Source organism: Mesorhizobium sp. YC-39 (assembly GCF_025753795.1).
Classification (GTDB): Bacteria; Pseudomonadota; Alphaproteobacteria; order Rhizobiales; family Rhizobiaceae; genus Mesorhizobium.
Genome location: NZ_JAOWPS010000003.1, coordinates 374,186 through 396,035, shown reverse-complemented (window position 1 = coordinate 396,035; position 21,850 = coordinate 374,186). Strand labels below are relative to the sequence as shown.

The following is a 21,850-nucleotide window of genomic DNA, read 5'->3' as shown; positions in this document are numbered from 1 at the left end:
ATGGCCGCCAAACAAAAAGGCCGCCCGGAGGCGGCCTTTTCGCATGTGCTGCGTAGCGCTTAGCGCTTCGAGAACTGGAAGCTGCGGCGGGCTTTCGCTTTGCCGTACTTCTTGCGCTCGACGACGCGGCTGTCGCGGGTCAGGAAGCCGCCCTTCTTGAGCACGGCGCGCAGCGCCGGCTCGTAATAGGTCAGCGCCTTGGAGATGCCGTGGCGTACGGCGCCGGCCTGGCCCGAGAGGCCGCCGCCGATGACGGTGGCGACGATGTCGTACTGGCCCGAGCGGTTGGCGGCGATGATCGGCTGGTTGAGGATCATCTGCAGCACCGGACGCGCGAAGTAGGACGCGAATTCCTTATCGTTGACGACGATCTTGCCGGAGCCGGGCTTCACCCAGACGCGCGCGATGGCGTTCTTGCGCTTGCCGGTGGCATAGGCGCGGCCCGACTTGTCGAGCTTTTGGACGTGGACGGGCGCGGCCGGCTGGTTGTTCGAGTTGCCGGTTGCGGATCCGAGTTCTGCGAGCGAGGAAAGCTCAGCCATCTTACGAAGCCTTCTTGTTCTTGGCGTTCAGCTTGGCCACGTCGAGGGTGACGGGCTGCTGGGCGACATGCGGATGTTCCGTGCCTGCATAGACGCGGAGATTTTTCATCTGGCGACGGCCGAGCGGGCCGCGCGGGATCATGCGTTCGACGGCCTTCTCGACGACACGCTCGGGGAAACGGCCCTCAAGCAGCTGGCGTGCGGTGCGCTCCTTGACGCCGCCGGGGTGGCCAGTGTGCCAGTAATAGACCTTGTCGGTGAACTTCTTGCCGGTGAACACCACCTTGTCGGCATTGATGACGATGACGTTGTCGCCGTCGTCGACATGCGGGGTGAAGGTGGGCTTGTGCTTGCCGCGAAGATGGTTGGCGATGACAGTGGCGAGACGGCCGACGACGAGACCCTCGGCGTCGATCAGCACCCACTTCTTCACCACATCCGCAGGCTTCTGCGAAAAGGTTGTCATGTCTTCTGCTTTCGGTTCGGACCTTCCCCATTACAATAGGAGAAGGCGTTTCTTGTTGCTTGGATTGGCAATGAGCGCGCTAGCCCGCCGCCAATAACAAAACGGCGGCCTTTGCGGGCCGCTGCTTCGCGAGGGTTTATAGGGGAGGGCGGGGGTCGCGTCAAGGCAGTTAGAAAGGCATATAATAAGAAAAATGCAATAAAAACAATTGTTTGAGTAAAAGGTATTATTTTACCACATCCTCCAACCGCTTCGGCGGGATCGAATATGTCCCCGTGGCATGCGCCACCGTCTGTCCGTCCGGCCCGGCGACGATATCGATATCGAACACCATAAGGCTCTTGCCAAGCTTCAGGATGCGGCAGTGACCGTCGATCGGCCCGGCCTCGGCCTTTCGGACGAAATTGATGTTGAGGTTGGTGGTGACAGAAAGCGCATCCGGCCCGGCATGCGAAAGCACGCAGACATAGCCGCCAATGTCGGCCAGCGTGAACAGCGATGGGCCCGATACAGTGCCGCCGGGGCGCAGATGTCGCGCGTCGGCATTGAGCCGCACCGTGCAGCCTCCCGGAAACACGTCGAGCGCCTCGTAGAAAGTGAACTGGTCGTTGAGCTGCGGGTAGACGGTTGCCATCAGCGTATTGACTTCCGCTGCCGTCAGCAGAGGTTTCAGCTTGTCTTGGGCGGGCATCAGCGGTTTCCTATATGGAGCCGGTACGGGTCCGGAGTGGGACGCCTGGGCCAATTGATGCTTGCGAGAAAACACGTCTGACGACTGTTCTTCAATCGGCAGCGTGCTAGTTCTTTTGTTCCATGGCCCGCGAATCCGATGCCGCCGGCCGATGAAGAGGTTGGAGAACATGGCTGAAATCGTCGCCATCAAACCGCCAGAAGGTCCGGTTGCCGTAAGGCTGGACAGGGGAGTGCTCCGCCTCACGCTCGCTAGCCCGCCGGCCAATGCTCTGTCGCTTTCGGTCATGGCGGCGTTGATGGCGGAACTCGACCGCGCGAAGGCCGACAAATCGGTTCGCGTTATCATCCTGGCGGCGGCCGGAAAAGTGTTCTGCGCCGGGCACGACCTCAAGGAAATGACCTTGCACCGGGCCGACGCCGACAAGGGCAAGGCGTTCTTCGAACAGACATTTTCCGCCTGCGCGGCACTGATGCAGGCAATCGTGCGCCACCCCAAGCCTGTCATCGCCGAGGTCGATGGCCTGGCCACCGCGGCCGGGCTACAGCTTGTCGCGAGCTGCGACCTGGCGATCGCTTCGCACGAGGCGACCTTCTGCACGCCGGGCGTCAACATCGGCCTGTTCTGCTCGACGCCAATGGTGGCGCTGTCGCGCAACGTTTCGCGCAAGCACGCGATGGAAATGCTTCTGACCGGCGAGACGATCGATGCGGCGACCGCCAAGGAATTCGGCCTGATCAACCGCGTCGTGCCACGCGAATACCTGAATCAGATTGTCACCAAATACGCGCAAACCATTGCTTCCAAATCATCTTTGGTGGTCAAGACCGGCAAAGAGGCATTTTATGCGCAGGCCGAGATGGGTCTCGCTGACGCCTATGCCTATACCGGCCGGGTCATGGTCGAGAACATGCTGGCGCGCGACGCCGAGGAAGGCATCGGCGCGTTCATCGGCAAGCGCAAGCCGGAGTGGTCGGACGATTAGCCATGGAACCGCGCATCTCGATCATCACCATCGCTACCGACGATCTCGACCGCGCCGTGCGCTTCTATGAGGGAATGGGGCTGAAACGTCATGCCGGGATTACCGACGGCGTCGCCTTCTTCCAGATGGGTGGCGTCATTCTCGGCCTGTTTCCGCGCGCAAGCGCCGAAGAGGATTCCGGCGTCGCCTTCTCCGGGGCGCCGTCAGCGGTCTATCTCGCCTACAACACCCGCTCCGACGCCGAAGTCGACGAGGTGCTTGCGGCGGCTGAGAAGGCCGGCGGCCGCATCGTCAAGCCGGCCGGCCGCGCCTTCTGGGGCGGCTGGTACGGCTATTTCGCCGATGCCGACGGGCATGTCTGGGAAGTCGCGCACAATCCGGCCTTTCCGATCGCGGAAGACGGAACGATCTCGCTGCCGGACTGATTGCCGCCGCATGGCTCCTCGCAAGCAACTGACGCGGCTGAAGGCGCCTTATCTCAAGCGCATCCTGCTCGAGCCGTCGCGGGTCGCTGACTGGGAAAAATATCCCTGGAATCTGCCGATCTTCCGCAGCCAGGAATTTCAGCTCGAATTCACCACGCCGATCACCATCATCGTCGGCGAGAATGGCACCGGCAAATCGACGTTGCTTGAGGCGATCGGCGCGCTGGCCGGCTATGACGAAGCAGGCGGCGGCAAGGGCTACATGCCGGTCGACCATTCCGCCGCCATCGACAAGAGCGGCGCGGCCCTTGCCGGAACGCTGCGTGGCCACTGGCTGCCCAAGGTCACCGCTGGCTGGTTCTTTCGCGCCGAATCCTTTTACTCCGTGGCCCGTTACCTGGACCGGGCCGCGCTGGATGCAGGTGAAGCGCCGCCCGACTTCCTGTCCTGGTCACATGGCGAGGGCTTCATCCGTTTCTTCGAGGAGCGCTGCCGCAGGCAAGGCATCTATATCCTCGACGAGCCCGAGAGCGCGCTTTCGCCGACGCGTCAGATCGAGCTGCTCAAGTTGCTCAGGCGGATGGACCAACCGGGCACGGCTCAAGTGATCATGGCGACGCATTCGCCGTTGCTGATGGCTTGTCCCGGTGCGCGGCTGTTCCGCATCAGCCGCTTCGGCCTCGATCCGACCGATTTCAGCGATACCGATCATTTTCGTATGCTGCGTGACTTCTGCATCGACCCTGAGGCCTTTATGGAGGAAGCGCTGAGGGAAGATGACGAATGACGGCGCGCGACGATGATCTCAACTGGCGGATGGAAGAGGCTTGCCGCGAAGCCTGGCCGGCGGCTGCCGAGACGGTCGTCGATGGCTGGCTTCTCAGGCGCTCCGGCGGCAGGATCCGGCGTGCGAATTCCGCCAACCCCTTGCGTGGCAAGCGGGGCGCGCCTGACGCGGTGCTCGACGCCGCGGAGACCTTCTATGTCGGCCACGGCCAGACGCCACTGTTTCGGGTACCCGACATCGCCGCCGAGCTGGAAACCGCGCTCGACCGTCGCGGTTATGATTGGGAAGGCGGGACGATCCATCTCCATGCCGGGATCGATGAACTGTCGGGAAGCCGCGACGACCAGGTCGCGGTGTCACCGACACCAGGCGAGGACTGGTTCGCGGCGCGGTTCCGCGCGGGTACTTATGACGACACCGAGCGCCGCGTCTTTCGCGACATGACCGGCTTGATATCAGGCGACAAGGCGTTCGTGTCGTGCGAGCGCGACAACGAAATTGCCGCCCTGGCCTATGGTGTCATCCGCGATGGGCTGCTTGTCGTGGAGTCGGTTGAAACCGATAGCAGGTTTCGGCAGCAAGGGCTGGGCCGCAGGACGGTCGGTGGCCTGATCGACTGGGCGCGGCGGGCAGGGGCGTCGGCGGCGTGCCTGCAGGTCGTTGCCGACAATATGCCGGCCCGCGCACTCTATGCCTCGCTCGGCTTCAGCCGCGAGCTCTACCACTATCACTATCGCAGGAAGGCGATTGCCGCATGAACCACGAAGCCTACGACAACGCCTACATCGCCGGTATCCTCAATTCGGTGAAGACCATCGCCATGGTCGGCGCGTCGGCCAATGATGTGCGGCCGTCCTATTTCGTATTGAAATACCTGCTGGCCAAGGGTTTTTCCGTGTTCCCGATCAATCCGGGACAGGCGGGCAAGGAAATCCTCGGCCGAACCGTCTATGCCAGGCTCGCCGATCTTCCTGAGCCCGTCGACATGGTCGACATCTTTCGCGGCTCGGCGGCCGTGCCGGGCGTCGTCGACGAGGTCTTGCTGCTCGATCCCTTGCCGAAAGTCGTTTGGATGCAGCTCGGCGTGCGCCATGACGAAGCGGCCGCGCGAGCCGAGGCCGCTGGGATCAAGGTGGTGATGAACCGCTGCCCCAAGATCGAATATGGCAAGCTGTCTGGCGAGATCGGCTGGACCGGCGTCAACTCCGGCGTGCTGTCGTCGAAGAAGCCGATCATGCGGTCGGGGTTCCAGAGTTTCGGCGTCCGCCAGAAATAGGCGGAAGAATATTCCGACAAACAGCGCATTTTCTCGCGCCGTGACCGCAGATCCTGCGTCGAAGGGCATTTTCTTCTTTGCATTCGCGACCGGGCTTCGCCAAGAATGCCCGGCGATTTTCAAAAGGTTTCAAAAGGGAGGTTTTCGATGACCCGTACGCCCGGTTTCAATACGCTCGCCGTCCATGCCGGTGCCAAGCCCGATCCGGCGACGGGGGCGCGGGCGACGCCGATCTACCAGACCACCTCCTATGTCTTCGACGATGCCGATCATGCCGCCTCGCTATTCGGGCTCAAGGCCTTCGGCAACATCTACACCCGCATCATGAACCCGACGCAGGCGGTGCTGGAAGAGCGTGTCGCAGCGCTTGAGGGCGGCACGGCGGCGCTGGCGGTCGCATCGGGTCATGCCGCGCAGATCCTCGTGTTTCACAACCTGATGCAGCCGGGCGACAATTTCGTTGCCGCGACAAGGCTTTACGGCGGCTCGATCAACCAGTTCGGCCATGCCTTCAAGAATTATGGCTGGCAGGTGCGCTGGGCAGACACCGACGATCTCTCGACCTTTGAGAGCCAGATCGACGACAGGACCAAGGCCATCTTCATCGAGAGCCTGGCCAATCCAGGTGGCATCTTCGTCGACATCGAGAAGATCGGCGACATCGCCCGCAAGCACGGCCTGCCGCTGATCGTCGACAACACGCTGGCCTCGCCCTATCTGGTGCGGCCGATCGAGCATGGTGCCGACATCGTCGTCCATTCGCTGACCAAGTTCATCGGCGGCCACGGCAATTCGATCGGCGGCGCCATTGTCGACGGGGGCACTTTCGACTGGTCGAAATCAGGCAAATACCCGATGCTGTCGGAGCCGCGTCCTGAATATGGCGGCCTTATCCTGCACGAAACCTTCGGCAATTTCGCTTTCGCCATTGCCGCGCGCGTGCTCGGCCTGCGCGATATCGGCCCGGCGATCTCGCCCTTCAACGCGTTCCTCATCCTGACCGGGCTGGAAACCCTGCCGCTGCGTATGCAGCGTCACTGCGACAATGCCGTGAAGGTCGCCGGCTGGCTGTCCGAGCACCCCAAGGTTGCCTGGGTGAACTATCCCGGCCTGCCCAGCGACAAGAACAATGCGCTGCAGAAAAGGTACTCGCCGCTTGGCGCAGGTGCGGTGTTCACCTTCGGCCTGAAGGGCGGTTATGAAGCCGGCGTCAAATTCGTCGAGGCGCTCGAACTGTTCTCGCACCTCGCCAATGTCGGCGACACCAAGTCGCTGGTCATCCACCCGGCCTCGACCACGCACCGCCAGCTGTCCGACGAGCAGAAGGTCAAGGCAGGCGCCGGGCCGGACACGGTCCGGCTGTCGGTCGGCATCGAGGATGTCGAAGACATCATCGCCGATCTGGAACAGGCCCTGGCCAAGGTCTGATGCCATGACCGAGCCGAAATTTCTGTCCGTCGATATCGAGAGCTTCGAACCGGAACTCGGTGCACCGGCGCCGGATCGCCTGATTTCGGGCGATCCGAAGTTCCGCACCTGGAATGTCGAGGAACGCGACGGCCTCTATGCCGGCATCTGGGAGGCGACATCAGGCAAATGGCGCATCGAGTATGACGAGTGGGAGTTCTGCCACATTCTGTCGGGCGTCTCGGTGATAGCGGAGGAAGGCGGCGAGGCGCGCACCGTCAAGGCCGGCGACAGCTTCGTGCTGAGGCCGGGCTTCAGGGGAAGCTGGGAAGTGCTTGAAACGACTCGCAAGGAGTATGTGATCAAGCTCTGATCAGGCGCAGCGCCGCGCCGAATTCACAAAAGCCGATCGATATCGGCGTCGGAAAATCCGTAGCCGCGCATCATCTCCCTGTGCCAGGCGCTGCCGAGCAGATCGCCCAGGCATGAATCGATGCGCTGACGAAGAACCGCATCGTCCTTGGCGAGAGCAAATGCGCCGGCTGCCGGCTGTTTTTCATCGGCCGGAACGTCGATGACCTCAAGCGGCGCATCGGGCCGCCTGGCCAGGTAGCCTCGGTGCGCCATGGCGACACTTGCATAGGCATGCACCGCACCGGCCGCGACCGCGTCTGCCGCGCCCGCTTGCGTGGCGAATATCCTTATCCGTTCCGGCGCAACGCCATTTTGCAAGGCCGTCTGATGTTGGACCTGGCCTGATATGACGCCGATCAAGGCTGTCCCATCCCTGGCGACGGATCGATAACCCCGGAATTCACGCGGATTGCCTTTCGCGACCAGCAGCCCGTCCTGTAACACCCAGATCGGTCGCGTGAAATCGACAGATCTCTTGCGTTCGTCCGAAATGAACAGGCCGGTGGTCATATTCCACTCACCGCTGGTCAATCCTGGAAGCAATCTGGCGAACTCGGTTTCGACAGGCGAAAAGGTCTTCAATCCCAAGGCCTGGCAAACTTTCCGTGCGAGTTCGGCGTCGCAGCCTGCGACGTCCCCGGAAGCGTCAGTGAAGCAGAAGGGCGGCTCCTGCAGAAAAGCGAATGTCAATTTCTCAGTCATGCGGTTTCAGCCTCGGGTCGTGTTCTCAGAAGCTCACGGCGAGCCTCTCCAACCCATGAAAATGATAGCTGTCGCGGAAGTGCGGCTCCGCGGCAAGATGGAGCCGCGGCTGCCGCTCGAACAAGGTCTTCAGCGACACCTGCAATTCAAGCCGCGCCAGCGGCGCGCCGATGCAAAAATGGATACCGGCGCCGAACGACACGTTCTTCTGGTCGGCACGGCCGGGCCGGAAAGCAGCGGGTTCGGCAAAGGCCAGGGGGTCATGATTGGCCATGCCGAGCAGCAGGCCGATCATTTCGCCCGGCCGCACGGAAATCCCCGGCGCTGCCTCGATCTCTTCATAGGCATAGCGCAGGAACATGTGTAGCGGCGCGTCGAAGCGCAGGCATTCCTCGACGACTGCCGCCGTTGCTTCCGGCGAGGTGAAGAAGCGGCGCGGGTCGCCACCTTGCGCAAGGATCGAACGCACGGCATTGCCGGTCTGGTGGACGGTTGCCTCATGGCCGGCATTGAGCAGCAGGATCGCCGAGGACACCAGCTCGTCCTCCGACAGTTTCTGGCCGTCCTCCTGCGCCGCGATCAGCAAGGATAGAAGATCGTCGCCGGGTTTCTTGCGCCGCTCGCCGACATAGCCACGCAGAAAATCGGAAAAATCCCGGGCGGCACGGTTGGCTGTCTCTTCCGTCTCGCGCGTGCGGCCATGCATGTACATGGCCACCATCCGGTGCGACCAGTCGAGCAGTTGCGGTCCCATCTCCACGGGAACGCCGAGCATTTCGGCAATGATGGTGATCGGCAAGGGCGAGGCGAAGGCAGGTAGCAGGTCGACCCCATCAGGCTCGAAATGGTCGATCAGCTCGTTGGCCAGCGCCTCGACACGCGGCCTGAGGCGCTCGACCTGGCGCGAGACGAAGGCGCGGTTGACCAGTGTCCTCAGCCTCGTGTGTACGGGCGGCTCCAGCTCAAGCATCGAATTGGCCTCGATGCCGTCGAAGGCGGTGAGATGCGTGCGATCCTCGCCGAAGCCTCGGCTGTCGGGGATGCCGGTCGGGTTCTGGCGCCCGAAGCGGCGGTCGCGCAGAAGCCGATTGACGTCGTCGAAGCCGCCAAAGCACCAGAAATCATAGTTCTCCCAGAAGAAGGCACTCGATGCGCCGTGCAGGAAAGCATAGGCCTCGTAAGGATTTTGGACGAAGGCCGGCTCGTGCGGGTCGAGGCGCAAACGCCGCCTGGCCGGATCGAAAGCGAGATAGTCTGGCATCATCCTTGACCAATAGCGCATGACCCCGAAAACCGGAATCGGTTTTCGGAAAGGATCATGCGCAGATTCTAATTGTTGGAGCGTCCTTGCGGTGACTCAGCGATTGAGCTCGTCGGCGGCCGCGATGACTTCGGACACAATCGCCCGCACATCGTCTGTTGTCGTCCGGTGATTGACGAAGCACGCCCGCAGCGCGAACTGGCCATTGATAGTCGCGTTCGACAGGTACACCCGGCCGCGCGCGATCACGCGTCGCAAAATCGCTTCATTGTCTTTCGAGCGGTGGCGGAAACAGACCGCGCTTAGCGGAACGGGCGCAAGCAGTTCCATCTCGGGATGTGACGAAATCATCTCCGCCAGCATCTGAGCGTGGTGGAGATCGTGCGCGATCGCATCGCGAAAGGCACGGCGTCCGTGATACTGCAGCGACATCCAGAGCTTCAGGGCGCGGAACCGTCGCGACAACTCGATAGACTCCTCAAAAAAAGCAAAGGCCTCCTCGGGATCCTGGCTGAATATCTTCACATAGTCGCCACTGTGCGAAAAAGCCGCGTGTGCGATGCTTTGATCGCGATAGAGCAGGCAGCCGCAATCGAGCGGCTGATACAGCCATTTGTGCGCGTCGAGCGACAGCGAGTCCGCCAAAGACAATCCCTGGAATTTTTCCGGCACCGCCAGAGCCGCCAGTCCTCCATAGGCGCCGTCGACATGCAGCCACAGCGCTTCCCTTCGGGCGATCTCCGCAATGTTCACGAGGGGATCGATCGCTCCGGTGGCGACCGCGCCGACGGTGGCCACGATGGCGATGGGCGTATTTCCTGACCTTCGGTCGTCGGCAATGGCGGCATCGAGCGCGTCCGTCCGCATCCGGAGCTCGTCGTCGACCGGGATCAGACGAAGGTTCTTTCTGCCGATGCCTAGCAGCGCGACAGCCTTCGGAATGGACATGTGCACTTGCTCCGAGGCGTAGATCACGCCGGGCCGTGCCCCCGTTTCGTTGGCAGGGAGCTTGGCTTCGCGCGCCATCGCCAGTGCCATGAGGTTGGCCGTCGAGCCGCCGCCGCACAGGCTGCCTGTGAATCCGGCACAGCCGACCGCTTGCGCCAGCCATCCGATGACGGCCCGCTCGATCGATGTCGCTGCCGGAGCCGATCGCCACGACGTGACGTTCTGATTGAGCGCCGCGGCGAGCAATTCTCCGAGCGCGCCAACCGGTTCGGCTGAACCGACGACGTAGCCGAAGAATCTCCCGGTGGCAGGTCGCACATGCTCGGTGATCGACTTGAAGTCCTGGAAGACATCACGACCCCGCCCTTCCTCCGGCCAAGGCCGCGAGAAAAGCTCCTTCGTCTGTCCGGCACTGGTCGACGGATACGCCGGACGGTCCTCAAGCGACGTCCAATAGCTTTTGGCGAGACTGAGCGCGTCGTCCGCCAGGTCTGACAGGTCCTGATTGGAGATTTCCAGTTCGCGCATGTCTTCAACCCCAAGGAAGCTCCACTGCAAAGCAGGCTATTCTCCTGGTTGAAGTCCAGCAATCCGCATTGTTGGATGCTATCGGTATGCGACCTAATACCGGCAATGCCGTGGGATATGCACCCGCCGCCAGTCCGATGAGCCTTCCCGGACCAGCACGCGGCGCGCCACTCTCTGGTAGGAGGGGGGAACCTCGATGACGCGTCGCTGCTCCGGCCGCACCAGCACCTCTCGGGCCACGCTTTCATACTCGGCAGGGATGACCACGCGCCTTGTGCGCTCGGGTTCAACGACGACTGTTTCGGCGACACGCGCGTAGCGGGCCTTGCGCCACACCTTGCACAGCACCTTGCGGCCGTGGATGACGCGCCATTCCCAGGCATAGCCGCCATCGTCGACCTTGACCGTGTGGTAGACGGTGCGGGTGATGGCTGGCACGACCTCATAGGTGACGCGGGGCGGTGCGATCTGCTCGACGCTCTCGCGCGTGCCGTAGATCGGCGGATCGTAGTCGACGATCTGGCCGCCAGGGCTGACCATCACGTCCTCATAGACAGTATCATAGACGGCCGCCCTGTTGACCGGCTCGTAGCATTCGACGGCGCGGCCGCCGGCCGCCGTTTCGGCCATTGTGCCGAGCATGGTCAGGCCGGCAATGGCGAAGGAAGAAGCTTTCCTGGTCACGGCACTCCCCCTGTTTGAACTGCATGAAGCGGGTTCAACGTTGAATTGTAGGGGAAGCCGTACCGGGGGAAAGCGGATTTGCCATATTTCGTTAAGCGATGCGGTTAAGAAACTGCTACACAGTCCCAGCCGTTTGAAACTGGACGGAGCCGCTGGCATTCGCGCCGGGCGAATCCTTGCGCGCAAACCTTGATTCCACTTAACCAGGTGGCTAGGAGGGGCGGCCTTGCGCTAGGGTGAGCCGGCATCCTATTTACATCCTAACGCTCAGAACCGATTCTGCCCGACTTGCTCATCTCCGGCGCCGGAATCCCATCTTCAATAAGGGATAGTCCATGAAGAACCCCGTCGAAACCTACATGAACCTCGTTCCGATGGTGGTCGAACAGACCAATCGTGGCGAGCGGGCCTACGACATTTTCTCGCGGCTCCTCAAGGAACGCATCATCTTCATCACCGGCCCGGTCGAGGACGGCATGGCGACGCTGGTTTGCGCGCAGCTGCTGTTCCTCGAGGCGGAGAACCCGAAGAAGGAGATCAATCTCTACATCAATTCACCCGGCGGCGTCGTCACCTCGGGCATGGCCATCTACGACACCATGCAGTTCATCAAGCCAGCGGTTTCGACGCTGTGCATCGGCCAGGCGGCCTCGATGGGCTCGCTGCTCCTGACTGCTGGCCACAAGGACATGCGTTTCGCCACCCCGAATGCCCGCATCATGGTTCACCAGCCTTCCGGCGGCTTCCAGGGCCAGGCGTCCGACATCGAGCGCCACGCTCAGGACATCATCAAGCTGAAGCGCCGCCTGAACGAGGTTTACGTCAAGCACACCGGCAAAAGCTACGACGAGATTGAAAAGACGCTCGACCGCGACCACTTCATGACCGCCGACGAAGCCAGGGATTTCGGCCTCATCGACAAGGTCATTTCGTCGCGCGAGCCGGTCGAAGGCGTTGCCGCATAGGCCTTTAGTGGCAGGTGAATGGCGGGATAACGCGCTTTTGGGGCGGTTTGCAGCATTTCGGCCACAATTGGCTGTTCCCTCGACGGGTGGGATTGCCTACGTTAAGGCTATGTTGATTTTCGACGGCTTAGCTTTGGGTGGGGTTGTTGCGAATCATTGCCACGTTTTCTGATTTGTGTTTCGTACGGAATACGTTGTGGGAGCTAGGGCACTGGCGGCGGCGGATTCCCGCGATAGGTTGAATATGCGCCCTTTCAGCCAGACCATCGGCGGGCGGCCATGAAAGGACAAGAAAATGAGCAAGGTCGGCAACAACAGCGGTGATTCCAAGAACACGCTTTATTGCTCGTTTTGCGGCAAAAGCCAGCACGAAGTGCGCAAGCTGATTGCCGGCCCGACGGTCTTCATCTGCGACGAATGCGTCGAGCTCTGCATGGACATCATCCGCGAGGAGAACAAGACCTCGATGGTGAAGTCGCGCGAGGGCGTGCCGACCCCGCAAGAGATCCTCAAGGTCCTCGACGATTACGTGATCGGCCAGCCCTACGCCAAGCGCGTGCTGTCGGTGGCCGTCCACAACCACTATAAGCGCCTTGCGCACGCCGGCAAGAACAACGACGTCGAGCTGGCGAAGTCCAACATCCTACTGATCGGCCCGACCGGTTGCGGCAAGACGCTGCTGGCACAGACGCTCGCCCGCATCATCGACGTTCCCTTCACCATGGCGGATGCGACGACGCTGACCGAGGCCGGCTATGTCGGCGAGGATGTCGAGAACATTATCCTGAAGCTCTTGCAGTCGGCCGACTACAATGTCGAGCGCGCCCAGCGCGGCATCGTCTACATCGACGAGATCGACAAGATCTCGCGCAAGTCGGACAATCCCTCGATCACCCGCGACGTGTCGGGCGAGGGCGTGCAGCAGGCGCTGTTGAAGATCATGGAAGGCACGGTCGCTTCCGTGCCGCCGCAGGGCGGCAGGAAACACCCGCAGCAGGAATTCCTGCAGGTCGACACCGCCAACATCCTGTTCATTTGCGGAGGCGCCTTTGCCGGGCTGGACAAGATCATCTCGGATCGCGGCCGCAAGACCTCGATCGGCTTTGGCGCCATCGTGGCTTCGCCCGAGGATCGCCGCACCGGCGATGTTTTCCGCCTGGTCGAGCCAGAGGATCTGTTGAAGTTTGGCCTGATCCCGGAATTCGTCGGTCGTCTGCCGGTCCTGGCGACGCTGGAGGATCTCGACGAACCGGCGCTGATCCAGATCCTGACCGAGCCGAAGAACGCGCTGGTCAAGCAGTATCAGCGGCTCTTCGAGATGGAGAATGTCGATCTGACCTTCCACGAGAACGCCCTGTCGGCGATCGCCAAGCGCGCCATCGAGCGCAAGACCGGCGCGCGCGGCCTGCGCTCGATCATGGAAGCCATCCTGCTCGACACCATGTTCGAGCTGCCGGCGCTGGAAGGCGTGCGCGAAGTGGTTATTTCGGAAGAGGTGGTGTCCGGCAACGCCCGGCCGCTCTATATCTACTCCGAGCAGAAGGAAAAGAAGGGCAACGTCAGCGCCTGACGTGAGCTTGGAATGGATTGCTTTGAAACGGCGCCGCAGGGGCGCCGTTTTGCTGTGACAGCATTGGATTTGGAAGGACCGGATGGGTGAAGACCCTTGATCTTTGCTTCTCGTGCATCCAACTAACAGCAGAAGGCCGTGGTGCCGAATTCTGTGCTGTAAAACTCCCGTCACAAACGGTGGTAGGCGGAACGATCCCCGGTCGTTAATATGAGATTCGCGGTTGGCCGATTGGCGGCTGCGACATGAAAGGTTGGACAATGGCCAAAGTATCCAAGGCTCCCAGCGACGGCGTCTTCGCAGTCCTCCCACTGCGCGACATCGTGGTGTTTCCTCACATGATCGTTCCGCTCTTTGTCGGGCGTGAAAAGTCGATCAAGGCGCTGGAAGAGGTGATGGGTCAGGAAAAGCAGATCCTGCTTGCGACCCAGATGAATGCCGCCGATGACGACCCCGAGCCTGATGCCATCTTCGACATCGGCACGCTCGCCAACGTGCTGCAATTGCTGAAGCTGCCGGACGGCACCGTCAAGGTGCTTGTCGAAGGTGCTTCGCGTGCGAAAATCGTCTCCTTCACCGACCGTCCCGACTTCCACGAGGCCCGCGCCTCGGCGCTGGTCGAACCGGAGGAGGAAGAGGTCGAGGTCGAAGCGCTGGCCCGTTCGGTCGTCACCGACTTCGAGAACTACGTCAAGCTGAACAAGAAGATATCGCCCGAAGTGGTGGGCGCCGCCAGCCAGATCGACGACTATTCCAAGCTCGCCGACACGGTTGCCTCGCATCTTGCCATCAAGATCCCCGAGAAGCAGGAGATGCTGGCCACGCTCTCGGTCAAGGAGCGGCTGGAAAAGGCGATGGGCTTCATGGAGGCCGAAATCTCTGTCCTGCAGGTGGAGAAGCGCATCCGCTCGCGCGTCAAGCGCCAGATGGAGAAGACGCAGCGCGAATACTACCTCAACGAGCAGATGAAGGCGATCCAGAAGGAGCTCGGCGAGGGCGAGGACGGCCGCGACGAGGCCGCCGAGATCGAGGCGCGCATCAAGAAGACCAAACTCTCCAAGGAGGCCCGCGAAAAGGCGGAAGCCGAATTGAAGAAGCTAAGGACGATGTCGCCGATGTCGGCTGAATCGACCGTCGTGCGCAACTATCTCGACTGGATCCTGTCAATACCGTGGGGCAAGAACTCCAAGGTCAAGCAGGATCTGGCATTCGCGCAGAACGTGCTCGATACCGATCATTTCGGCCTCGATAAGGTCAAGGACCGCATTGTCGAGTACCTTGCCGTGCAAAGCCGCCAGAAGAAGCTGAAGGGGCCCATCCTGTGCCTCGTCGGACCTCCCGGCGTCGGCAAGACCTCGCTCGGCAAGTCGATCGCCAAGGCGACCGGCCGCGAGTTCATCCGCATGGCGCTAGGCGGCGTGCGCGATGAGGCCGAGATCCGTGGTCACCGGCGCACTTATATCGGCTCGATGCCCGGCAAGGTCATCCAGTCGATGAAGAAGGCGAAGAAATCCAATCCGCTCTTCCTGCTCGATGAGATCGACAAGATGGGCCAGGATTTCCGCGGCGATCCATCGTCGGCCTTGCTCGAGGTGCTCGATCCCGAACAGAACTCGACGTTCATGGACCACTATCTTGAGGTCGAATACGACCTGTCGAGCGTGATGTTCGTGACGACAGCGAACACGCTGAACATCCCTGCGCCCTTGATGGACCGCATGGAGATCATCCGTATCGCCGGCTACACCGAGGACGAGAAGATCGAGATCGCCAAGCGCCACCTGATGCCGAAGGTGATCCGCGATCACGCGCTGCAGCCGAAGGAGTTTTCCGTCGGCGAGGACGCGATCCGCGGCATCATCCAGACCTACACCCGCGAAGCGGGCGTGCGGAGCCTGGAGCGCGAGCTGATGAAGCTCGGCCGCAAGGCGGTGACCGAGATCCTGAAGACGAAGAAGAAGACGATCAACATCACGGCGGACAATCTCGCCGATTATCTCGGTGTTCCGCGCTTCCGCTTCGGCCAGGTCGAGGCCGACGATCAGGTCGGTGTCGTCACCGGACTTGCCTGGACGGAAGTCGGCGGCGAGCTGCTGACGGTCGAAGGCGTCATGATGCCCGGCAAGGGCCGCATGACGGTGACCGGCAATCTGCGCGACGTGATGAAGGAATCGATCTCGGCGGCGGCCTCCTATGTCCGCTCGCGGGCCATCGATTTCGGTATCGAGCCGCCGCTCTTCGACAAGCGCGACATCCACGTCCACGTGCCGGAAGGCGCGACGCCCAAGGACGGGCCGTCGGCGGGTGTGGCGATGGCCACCGCGATCGTCTCGGTGCTGACCGGCATTCCGGTCAAGGCCGATGTGGCGATGACCGGCGAGATCACGCTGCGCGGTAGGGTGCTGCCGATCGGCGGCCTCAAGGAGAAGCTGCTTGCCGCACTTCGCGGCGGCATCAAGAAGGTGCTGATCCCGGAAGACAACGCCAAGGATCTGGCGGAGATTCCGGACAACGTGAAGAACGGCATGGAGATCATTCCGGTCTCGCGGGTCGGTGAGGTGCTGCGTCATGCGCTGGTGCGCATGCCGGAGCCGATTGAATGGGTCGAGCCGGTCAATCCGCCGGCTGCGGTGGATGCCGGCGATGATGCCAGCAAGTCGTTGGCTCATTAGAAGTAGCTAAAGTTGCATCGCACTTGCTGAAGTTGCAGTGCACAAAGAGAGAGCCGGGCCTTGAGCCCGGCTTTTTCATGTGAAAAACCCCGGATTTCCGGGCTTTTTCCGCTTTATTTGGCGCTTTTCGACTTGGTTGCAGGAACGCTTCTTTCTAAAGTCCGTTTCCTGCCGGATGAGTCGAGTGGTTCCGGTTTTCTCATGGAAGGGAATTTTTATGAACAAGAACGAACTGGTGTCCGCTGTCGCCGATGCCGCGAGTATTTCGAAGGGTGACGCGCAGTCGGCGGTCGATGCGGTGTTTTCCGTGATCACCGGCGAACTGAAGAAGGGCGGCGATGTCCGGCTTGTCGGCTTCGGAAATTTCACCGTGTCAAAACGCGCCGCGTCGACGGGCCGCAATCCTCAGACCGGCGCGGAAGTGAAGATTCCGGCGCGCACCGTGCCGAAGTTTTCGGCCGGCAAGGGTCTCAAGGACGCGGTCAATTAAGCCTTTTCTTTCAGAGATCAGAAAAGCCGGGCTTGCCCGGCTTTTCTTTTGCATGCGGGCTCTTTGATGGAAGCGGCTTTCAACTCGTCGGCGCGTCCGCCCGCATCAACCCTTCCTGCTTGAGGTCGCTCCATAGCGCCTTAGGCAGCTTGGCGTCGAGCAGCGAGCGGTTGCTTTCGACCTCGCTCGGCCGCTGACCGCCGGGGATGACCGACACGACCGAAGGGTGCAGCAGCGGGAATTGCAGCGCTGCCTCGATCAGCCGCACGCCGTGGCGTTTGCAGACGGCCTCGATGCGTGTGACACGCTCGAGTATGTCCTGCGGTGCTTCTGAATAATTGTAGAAGGCGCCGGGCTTGGGACCGGTTGCCAGGATGCCTGAATTGTACGGTCCGCCGAGAACGATGCCGATGCCGCGCTTCTGGCACAGCGGCAGGAAGGATTGCAGCGCCTCTTGCTCGAGCAGCGTATAGCGCCCGGCAAGCAGGAACAGGTCGAAGTCGCCACGCTCGGCCAGCGTCTGGGCAACCGGCCATTCGTTGATGCCGCCGCCGAACGCCTTGATGACGCCCTGATCGCGCAGCGAAAGCAGCCCGTAATAGCCCGAGCGCATGAATTCCTCGATGCGCTGGTCCGAGGCCTCCTTGCTGCCATGGGTGAAGATGTCGACGTCATGCACGAACAGGATGTCGATGCGGTCGACACCGAGACGTTCCAGCGAGGCTTCGAAGGAACGCATGACGCCGTCATAGCTGTAGTCGTAGACCTCCCGGCGCGACGGCGTGTCGAAGAATTTACCGATGCCGGTGCGGTGTTCGGGAGGGCTTGCGCGCATGATGCGCCCGACCTTGCTCGACAGCACGTAGTCGTCGCGCTTTTTTGAGCGCAGGAACGGATTGAGCCGCGTTTCCGACAGGCCGAGCCCGTAGAGCGGCGCGGTGTCGTAGTAGCGGCAGCCGACCTTCCACGCGGCCTCCAGCGTGGCGTTGGCGTCCTCGTCGGAAACGGCGCGATAGAGATTGCCGAGCGGCGCCGTGCCAAAGCCGAGCTCCGTGAAGTCGATGCCGCCATTGCCGATGCGGTCGAAATGCCGTGTCCTCATGTCCCTGCCGTTTCCTGGGTTGATTTGTCTGACATGACACTATCACGCCCGTGGCACAGCAAAAGCGCGCGGCGTCGTTGGACACGGATTTTCGCGGTGATAGCATGAACAAAAACAAGCTGTTCGGGGAAAACGTGAGCAGACAATCCAGACCCTTTTCGGCCTTCGGGCAGACTGGCGGAACGGTCATGACCGGTGCCGGCACCGATCTGTTCAGAATTGCGCTGTGCGAGCTTGGCAATGTGCTGGCGCGCGTGGACGACGGCCGCATCGATGCCGCCTGTGCCATGCTTGCCAACGCGCGAAGGATCGTCGTTTATGGCTGCGGCCGCGAGGCTTTGCAGGTCAAAGGCTTCACCATGCGGCTCTACCATCTCGGCTTGCCAGTTTCGGTGGTCGGCGAGATGACAACGCCGCCGCTCACGGCGGGCGACGTCTTCCTCGTCAGTTCCGGTCCGGGCGAGACCTCGACCGTGCTCACCCTGATGCGGGTCGCCCGCGAGGCAGGTGCGACCGTCCTGCTGCTGACCGCCCAGACAGGGAGCAGCGCGGCAACGCTTGCCGACTTCACCTTGCTCATCCCGGCGCAGACGATGGCCGACGACCAGGGCCTGGACAAGACGTCCGTCCTGCCGATGGGCTCGGTGTTCGAAGGCGCGTTGTTCCTGCTGTTCGAGGTGATGGTGCTGAAGCTCAAGGCAATCACCGGCATGTCGTCCGAAGCGATGCGCGCCCGTCACACCAACATGGAGTAAGCGCCCATGCGCTACGAGTTGATGCTGCCGCACCAGATCCGCATGGCGATCACCGAAAACTGGCCGGTCGTGCTCCCGCTCGGCGTGCTCGAATACCACGGCGAGCACATGGCCGTCGGCATGGACACGCTTGCCGTCGTCAAGACGCTGGAGCTGTTCGAGCGGGAAGCCGACATCGTCATCCTGCCGCCCTTTTATTACGGCGCGGCGAGCTATGCCGTGGCGGCCCCTGAAGGCAATGGCTCGGTGCAGGTCGGTGGCAATGCGCTGGCGCCCTTCGCCGAGGAATTGTTCTACAGCCTGCTGCGCGTCGGCTTTCGCAACGTCCATGCCATCATCCACCATCAGACCGAGAACTTTGTTGCCGGCATGCCGACCGATCTCGCCTTCAAGAGCGCCGGCCGGCAGGCGATCTTCCGCTTCCTCGAAAAGGAGCGCGGCGAGGGCTGGTGGGGTTCGGAGGCGATGGCCGACTACTATGCCGGGCATGCCGCGGGTGAAAATTTCTTCAACTGGGTGCAGGTGCATCCGCTGATGCCGGCCACAATGAACGGCCAGTATCCCTTCGACCATGCCGGCATCGGCGAGACGTCGCTGATGCTGGCGCTGTGCCCTGAAGCGGTGGACGCGTCCCATTTCGCCGACAACAGGAGCTGGTACACCGCGAGCGCACCTGACGCCTCGGCGGAACTCGGGCAAAAGGGCGTCGCCATGATCCTCGATCATTTACGGGCGATCCTTGGGAGCTGATGGTGTTTACGAGCCGGACGAGCGAGCGCGCTGCCTCTCGGCCTTGTAGTCGGCGATCGACTTGTCCGGATCGCTTCTCGTCGCCACCGCCCAGATGAACGTGCCGGCGCCCGCAACCGCGAGGACGACAAAGAGTGCAATGCCGAGCGGAAAAAGGGTCGTGTAAACAGCCATCAAGAGCATGATCAACCCGCCTATCACCAGCGCCGCGATAAAGCCGGCAATGACCGCATTGCCTTCCCAGCTGATCGGCATGGCGCCTTTGCGGTATCGGTCGTGGCCCATGTAGTTGCGGCGGATGTGACGGGCGAACCAGTACTTGCTGGCCATGTTACTTCACCGCACCCGCCGTCATGCCCATGATCAGATAGCGCTCCAGCGCGATGCCGATGACGGCGAGCGGCGTGATGGCGGCGGTGGCAAGGGCTGCCATCGACCACCAGTTGATGCCTTGCGAGCCGGTCTGGCTCGCCACCATGACGGGAATGGTCTTGGCGTCGGTCGAGGTCAGCAGCGCGGCGAAGAAATATTCGTTCCAGCACAGCACCATTGCCAGGATGAAGGCGGCGACCATGCCCGGCAGCGCGATCGGCATGACGATGCGGAAGAAGGCGCCCCAGATCGACAGGCCGTCGACCAGGGCTGCTTCCTCCAGTTCGACCGGGATCGAGTTGAACTGGTCGCGCATGATCCAGATGACGATCGGCAGCACCATCAGTGTGTAGAGCAGGATCAGTCCGATGCGCGTGTCGAGCAGGCCGACCTCCCGGTAGAGGACGAGAAAGGGGAGCGCCAGCACCACAGGCGGCAGGATCAGCTGCGACAGGAAGAAGAAGGAGATGTCCTCGTTCTTGAACCAGGCGAAGTGATAGCGATAGCGGGTGAGCCCGTAGGCGGCGAGGCTGCCGATAATGATGGCGAGGCTCGACGCGCCGACTGAGGTGATCACCGAATTCATGAAGCGCTTGAGAAATTCCTCGCGCACCGTCGAGGTCTGGAAGATCGAATCCGGCGACAGGCCGAGCGAGCGCCAGCCCTTCCAGTCCGGCTTGAAGTCGACAAAGGGAATGAGATGGCCCTGGGTGACGTCGACCGCGGTCTTGAACGAGGTGGTTATCGTCCAGTAGATCGGGAACAGGCAGATGAAGGCCCAGAAGACCAGCGCGCCATAGATGAAGACACGGTTGGCGAGGAAGCTCGCCGGCGAGCGGATTTCGGAAGCGGCATAGTCGGTGGTTTGAATGCTCATCGCCGGACCCTAATTGACGTTGCGCACGAAGCGGCTGGCGAATTTCAGCAGCCATGTCACGAACACGACGATGATGATGAGATAGGCCATCGCCAGCATCGTGCCGTAGCCGACATTCGAGCGGTCGCGGTACTCGCGATAGATGAAGCTCGATACGGAATCGGTCGCACCGCCCGGGCCGCCGGAGGTGACGGTGATGATGATGTCGGCAAGCTTCAGCTTGAAGATGATGCGCAGGATCACCGCCGTCACCGACACCGGCAGCATCAGCGGGAAGGTGACCTGCCAGAAGGTTTGCCATGGAGTGGCGCCATCGACACGCGCGGCTTCAAGCACCTCGCGCGACATCGCCTGCAGGCCGGCGAGCAGCATGATCATCATGAACGGAATGAAGGTCCAGGCATCGAGCACCATGATCGAGATGCGGGCGGTGATCGGGTTGGAGAAGAAGGCGGGGTTCTCCCAGCCGAGATGGCGCGCCAGTGTCGCGGCCGGCCCGAACCGGTATTCCATCAGCGATTTGCCAATCATCCACGACACCGCGACCGGCGACAGCATCAAGGGCATGAGGAAGACGACGCGGAAGAATTTTCGCGCCCGGATCTGTGCGTTGAGTAGCAAAGCGAGACCGAAGGCGATGACATATTCGACGAACACGGCGAGCACATAGAGCACCATGTTGAACAGCGCGTTGCGATAATAGGGATCGCCGAGCATCTGCCAGAAATTGTCGAGTCCGTTGAACTTGCGACCGGAGAAGGAAGAGAGGTTCCAGTCGGTCAGCGCGATGTAGAAGCCGAACAGCGTCGGGAAGATCACCATGGCGATGGTGAACAGCAGCGCCGGCAACAGGAACAGCGCGCGTTGGCCATCCTCGCCGCGCGTCAGCACCTGGCCGACGCCGAGCGCCACGCCCCACAATATGTAGGCGTAGACGACCGGCCGCCAGGTCTCGAAACCGATCGTGTCGACCTCGCTCTTGTAGAGGATCTGGACCAGGATCGTTGCCAGGAGGCCGAGCGTCGCCGCGGCCATCAGGGCCCAGCCGAGGCGCTTGCGGCCGGGTGGGATCAGATCGGTGGGAACGGAATTTGCCGGCCACGCATTCGTGGTCGAAGTCTGGTCAGCCACGCCTCTCGCCTCTTTTGCACAAATGACCGGCCGGAGCCGGTCAAGATACG

24 protein-coding genes are annotated in these 21,850 nt (G+C 61.8%); 13 read left to right on the top strand and 11 right to left on the bottom strand.

What is annotated here, in order from left to right:
- Positions 1-59 precede the first annotated feature (59 nt).
- From rpsI to OHD62_RS18690, 3 genes are all read right to left on the bottom strand, one after another.
- The gene (gene rpsI, locus OHD62_RS18700; protein ID WP_263784628.1) at positions 60-542 is read right to left on the bottom strand and encodes a 30S ribosomal protein S9; all 483 of its coding nucleotides are present in this window, start codon (positions 540-542) and stop codon (positions 60-62) included.
- Between the two features lies 1 nt (position 543).
- Positions 544-1,008: a 50S ribosomal protein L13 gene (rplM, locus tag OHD62_RS18695; protein ID WP_008875407.1), complete on the bottom strand. Its 465-nt coding sequence runs from the start codon at positions 1,006-1,008 to the stop codon at positions 544-546.
- A gap of 226 nt (positions 1,009-1,234) precedes the next feature.
- The gene (locus OHD62_RS18690; protein WP_263784625.1) at positions 1,235-1,699 is read right to left on the bottom strand and encodes a PaaI family thioesterase; all 465 of its coding nucleotides are present in this window, start codon (positions 1,697-1,699) and stop codon (positions 1,235-1,237) included.
- A gap of 169 nt (positions 1,700-1,868) precedes the next feature.
- Between OHD62_RS18690 and OHD62_RS18685 the strand changes: the two genes are divergently transcribed.
- From OHD62_RS18685 to OHD62_RS18655, 7 genes are all read left to right on the top strand, one after another.
- Positions 1,869-2,684 (top strand): enoyl-CoA hydratase, encoded by an 816-nt coding sequence (locus tag OHD62_RS18685; RefSeq protein ID WP_263784623.1) that lies wholly within the window; start codon positions 1,869-1,871, stop codon positions 2,682-2,684.
- 2 nt (positions 2,685-2,686) lie between these two features.
- Complete coding sequence (locus OHD62_RS18680) at positions 2,687-3,109, top strand: VOC family protein (protein ID WP_263784622.1); 423 nt, start codon at positions 2,687-2,689, stop codon at positions 3,107-3,109.
- Positions 3,110-3,119: 10 nt separating this feature from the next.
- Positions 3,120-3,896: an AAA family ATPase gene (locus OHD62_RS18675; protein WP_263784620.1), complete on the top strand. Its 777-nt coding sequence runs from the start codon at positions 3,120-3,122 to the stop codon at positions 3,894-3,896.
- Positions 3,893-4,654, top strand: coding sequence for a GNAT family N-acetyltransferase (locus OHD62_RS18670; protein ID WP_263784619.1), 762 nt, complete (start codon positions 3,893-3,895; stop codon positions 4,652-4,654). Before OHD62_RS18675 ends, OHD62_RS18670 begins: the two co-directional genes overlap by 4 nt.
- Positions 4,651-5,172, top strand: coding sequence for a CoA-binding protein (locus tag OHD62_RS18665; protein ID WP_263784617.1), 522 nt, complete (start codon positions 4,651-4,653; stop codon positions 5,170-5,172). Before OHD62_RS18670 ends, OHD62_RS18665 begins: the two co-directional genes overlap by 4 nt.
- A 147-nt stretch (positions 5,173-5,319) precedes the next feature.
- A complete protein-coding gene (locus OHD62_RS18660; protein ID WP_263784616.1) occupies positions 5,320-6,600 on the top strand; it encodes an O-acetylhomoserine aminocarboxypropyltransferase in 1,281 nt (426 codons plus the stop codon).
- A 4-nt stretch (positions 6,601-6,604) separates the two neighbouring features.
- Complete coding sequence (locus OHD62_RS18655; RefSeq protein WP_263784614.1) at positions 6,605-6,952, top strand: cupin domain-containing protein; 348 nt, start codon at positions 6,605-6,607, stop codon at positions 6,950-6,952.
- Positions 6,953-6,975: 23 nt separating this feature from the next.
- On the opposite strand, the gene OHD62_RS18650 is transcribed toward OHD62_RS18655, so the two are convergent.
- The 4 genes from OHD62_RS18650 to OHD62_RS18635 form a co-directional block, all read right to left on the bottom strand.
- Entirely contained in the window at positions 6,976-7,695 is a 720-nt protein-coding gene (locus OHD62_RS18650) for a transporter substrate-binding domain-containing protein (RefSeq protein ID WP_263784611.1), read from the bottom strand.
- Positions 7,696-7,720: 25 nt separating this feature from the next.
- Positions 7,721-8,959 carry a cytochrome P450 gene (locus tag OHD62_RS18645; protein WP_263786797.1) on the bottom strand — a complete coding sequence of 413 codons (1,239 nt, stop codon included), beginning with the start codon at positions 8,957-8,959 and terminating at the stop codon, positions 7,721-7,723.
- 93 nt (positions 8,960-9,052) lie between these two features.
- Complete coding sequence (locus OHD62_RS18640; protein WP_263784609.1) at positions 9,053-10,432, bottom strand: pyridoxal phosphate-dependent decarboxylase family protein; 1,380 nt, start codon at positions 10,430-10,432, stop codon at positions 9,053-9,055.
- A 93-nt stretch (positions 10,433-10,525) separates the two neighbouring features.
- Entirely contained in the window at positions 10,526-11,074 is a 549-nt protein-coding gene (locus OHD62_RS18635; RefSeq protein ID WP_412177401.1) for a hypothetical protein, read from the bottom strand.
- Between the two features lie 377 nt (positions 11,075-11,451).
- Between OHD62_RS18635 and OHD62_RS18630 the strand changes: the two genes are divergently transcribed.
- The 4 genes from OHD62_RS18630 to OHD62_RS18615 all read left to right on the top strand — a co-directional run bounded on the left by OHD62_RS18630 (position 11,452) and on the right by OHD62_RS18615 (position 16,813).
- Positions 11,452-12,081: an ATP-dependent Clp protease proteolytic subunit gene (locus OHD62_RS18630; protein ID WP_008875424.1), complete on the top strand. Its 630-nt coding sequence runs from the start codon at positions 11,452-11,454 to the stop codon at positions 12,079-12,081.
- Positions 12,082-12,376: 295 nt separating this feature from the next.
- Positions 12,377-13,651, top strand: coding sequence for an ATP-dependent Clp protease ATP-binding subunit ClpX (gene clpX / locus OHD62_RS18625; protein ID WP_006332719.1), 1,275 nt, complete (start codon positions 12,377-12,379; stop codon positions 13,649-13,651).
- Positions 13,652-13,911: 260 nt separating this feature from the next.
- Entirely contained in the window at positions 13,912-16,323 is a 2,412-nt protein-coding gene (lon, locus tag OHD62_RS18620; RefSeq protein ID WP_263784603.1) for an endopeptidase La, read from the top strand.
- Positions 16,324-16,540: 217 nt separating this feature from the next.
- Positions 16,541-16,813 carry an HU family DNA-binding protein gene (locus OHD62_RS18615; RefSeq protein WP_006201846.1) on the top strand — a complete coding sequence of 91 codons (273 nt, stop codon included), beginning with the start codon at positions 16,541-16,543 and terminating at the stop codon, positions 16,811-16,813.
- A 79-nt stretch (positions 16,814-16,892) separates the two neighbouring features.
- On the opposite strand, the gene OHD62_RS18610 is transcribed toward OHD62_RS18615, so the two are convergent.
- Positions 16,893-17,915, bottom strand: coding sequence for an aldo/keto reductase (locus OHD62_RS18610; RefSeq protein ID WP_263784601.1), 1,023 nt, complete (start codon positions 17,913-17,915; stop codon positions 16,893-16,895).
- A 188-nt stretch (positions 17,916-18,103) separates the two neighbouring features.
- Between OHD62_RS18610 and hxlB the strand changes: the two genes are divergently transcribed.
- Positions 18,104-18,670, top strand: coding sequence for a 6-phospho-3-hexuloisomerase (gene hxlB, locus OHD62_RS18605; RefSeq protein WP_263786723.1), 567 nt, complete (start codon positions 18,104-18,106; stop codon positions 18,668-18,670).
- Between the two features lie 6 nt (positions 18,671-18,676).
- Positions 18,677-19,420, top strand: coding sequence for a creatininase family protein (locus OHD62_RS18600; RefSeq protein ID WP_263784599.1), 744 nt, complete (start codon positions 18,677-18,679; stop codon positions 19,418-19,420).
- 6 nt (positions 19,421-19,426) lie between these two features.
- Here OHD62_RS18600 and OHD62_RS18595 read toward each other — a convergent pair whose 3' ends face one another.
- The 3 genes from OHD62_RS18595 to OHD62_RS18585 are packed head-to-tail and all read right to left on the bottom strand — an operon-like array spanning position 19,427 to position 21,800.
- Complete coding sequence (locus tag OHD62_RS18595; RefSeq protein ID WP_263784597.1) at positions 19,427-19,750, bottom strand: hypothetical protein; 324 nt, start codon at positions 19,748-19,750, stop codon at positions 19,427-19,429.
- Position 19,751: 1 nt separating this feature from the next.
- Positions 19,752-20,669 carry a carbohydrate ABC transporter permease gene (locus tag OHD62_RS18590; protein ID WP_263784595.1) on the bottom strand — a complete coding sequence of 306 codons (918 nt, stop codon included), beginning with the start codon at positions 20,667-20,669 and terminating at the stop codon, positions 19,752-19,754.
- 9 nt (positions 20,670-20,678) lie between these two features.
- The gene (locus tag OHD62_RS18585) at positions 20,679-21,800 is read right to left on the bottom strand and encodes a carbohydrate ABC transporter permease (RefSeq protein ID WP_263784593.1); all 1,122 of its coding nucleotides are present in this window, start codon (positions 21,798-21,800) and stop codon (positions 20,679-20,681) included.
- Positions 21,801-21,850: the final 50 nt, after the last annotated feature.

Coding starts and splice junctions, on each gene's coding strand:
- rpsI (WP_263784628.1), bottom strand. CDS start 542: ATGGCTGAGCTTTCCTCGCTCGCAGAACTCGGATCCGCAACCGGCAAC.
- rplM (WP_008875407.1), bottom strand. CDS start 1,008: ATGACAACCTTTTCGCAGAAGCCTGCGGATGTGGTGAAGAAGTGGGTG.
- OHD62_RS18690 (WP_263784625.1), bottom strand. CDS start 1,699: ATGCCCGCCCAAGACAAGCTGAAACCTCTGCTGACGGCAGCGGAAGTC.
- OHD62_RS18685 (WP_263784623.1), top strand. CDS start 1,869: ATGGCTGAAATCGTCGCCATCAAACCGCCAGAAGGTCCGGTTGCCGTA.
- OHD62_RS18680 (WP_263784622.1), top strand. CDS start 2,687: ATGGAACCGCGCATCTCGATCATCACCATCGCTACCGACGATCTCGAC.
- OHD62_RS18675 (WP_263784620.1), top strand. CDS start 3,120: ATGGCTCCTCGCAAGCAACTGACGCGGCTGAAGGCGCCTTATCTCAAG.
- OHD62_RS18670 (WP_263784619.1), top strand. CDS start 3,893: ATGACGGCGCGCGACGATGATCTCAACTGGCGGATGGAAGAGGCTTGC.
- OHD62_RS18665 (WP_263784617.1), top strand. CDS start 4,651: ATGAACCACGAAGCCTACGACAACGCCTACATCGCCGGTATCCTCAAT.
- OHD62_RS18660 (WP_263784616.1), top strand. CDS start 5,320: ATGACCCGTACGCCCGGTTTCAATACGCTCGCCGTCCATGCCGGTGCC.
- OHD62_RS18655 (WP_263784614.1), top strand. CDS start 6,605: ATGACCGAGCCGAAATTTCTGTCCGTCGATATCGAGAGCTTCGAACCG.
- OHD62_RS18650 (WP_263784611.1), bottom strand. CDS start 7,695: ATGACTGAGAAATTGACATTCGCTTTTCTGCAGGAGCCGCCCTTCTGC.
- OHD62_RS18645 (WP_263786797.1), bottom strand. CDS start 8,959: ATGATGCCAGACTATCTCGCTTTCGATCCGGCCAGGCGGCGTTTGCGC.
- OHD62_RS18640 (WP_263784609.1), bottom strand. CDS start 10,432: ATGCGCGAACTGGAAATCTCCAATCAGGACCTGTCAGACCTGGCGGAC.
- OHD62_RS18635 (WP_412177401.1), bottom strand. CDS start 11,074: ATGCTCGGCACAATGGCCGAAACGGCGGCCGGCGGCCGCGCCGTCGAA.
- OHD62_RS18630 (WP_008875424.1), top strand. CDS start 11,452: ATGAAGAACCCCGTCGAAACCTACATGAACCTCGTTCCGATGGTGGTC.
- clpX (WP_006332719.1), top strand. CDS start 12,377: ATGAGCAAGGTCGGCAACAACAGCGGTGATTCCAAGAACACGCTTTAT.
- lon (WP_263784603.1), top strand. CDS start 13,912: ATGGCCAAAGTATCCAAGGCTCCCAGCGACGGCGTCTTCGCAGTCCTC.
- OHD62_RS18615 (WP_006201846.1), top strand. CDS start 16,541: ATGAACAAGAACGAACTGGTGTCCGCTGTCGCCGATGCCGCGAGTATT.
- OHD62_RS18610 (WP_263784601.1), bottom strand. CDS start 17,915: ATGAGGACACGGCATTTCGACCGCATCGGCAATGGCGGCATCGACTTC.
- hxlB (WP_263786723.1), top strand. CDS start 18,104: ATGACCGGTGCCGGCACCGATCTGTTCAGAATTGCGCTGTGCGAGCTT.
- OHD62_RS18600 (WP_263784599.1), top strand. CDS start 18,677: ATGCGCTACGAGTTGATGCTGCCGCACCAGATCCGCATGGCGATCACC.
- OHD62_RS18595 (WP_263784597.1), bottom strand. CDS start 19,750: ATGGCCAGCAAGTACTGGTTCGCCCGTCACATCCGCCGCAACTACATG.
- OHD62_RS18590 (WP_263784595.1), bottom strand. CDS start 20,669: ATGAGCATTCAAACCACCGACTATGCCGCTTCCGAAATCCGCTCGCCG.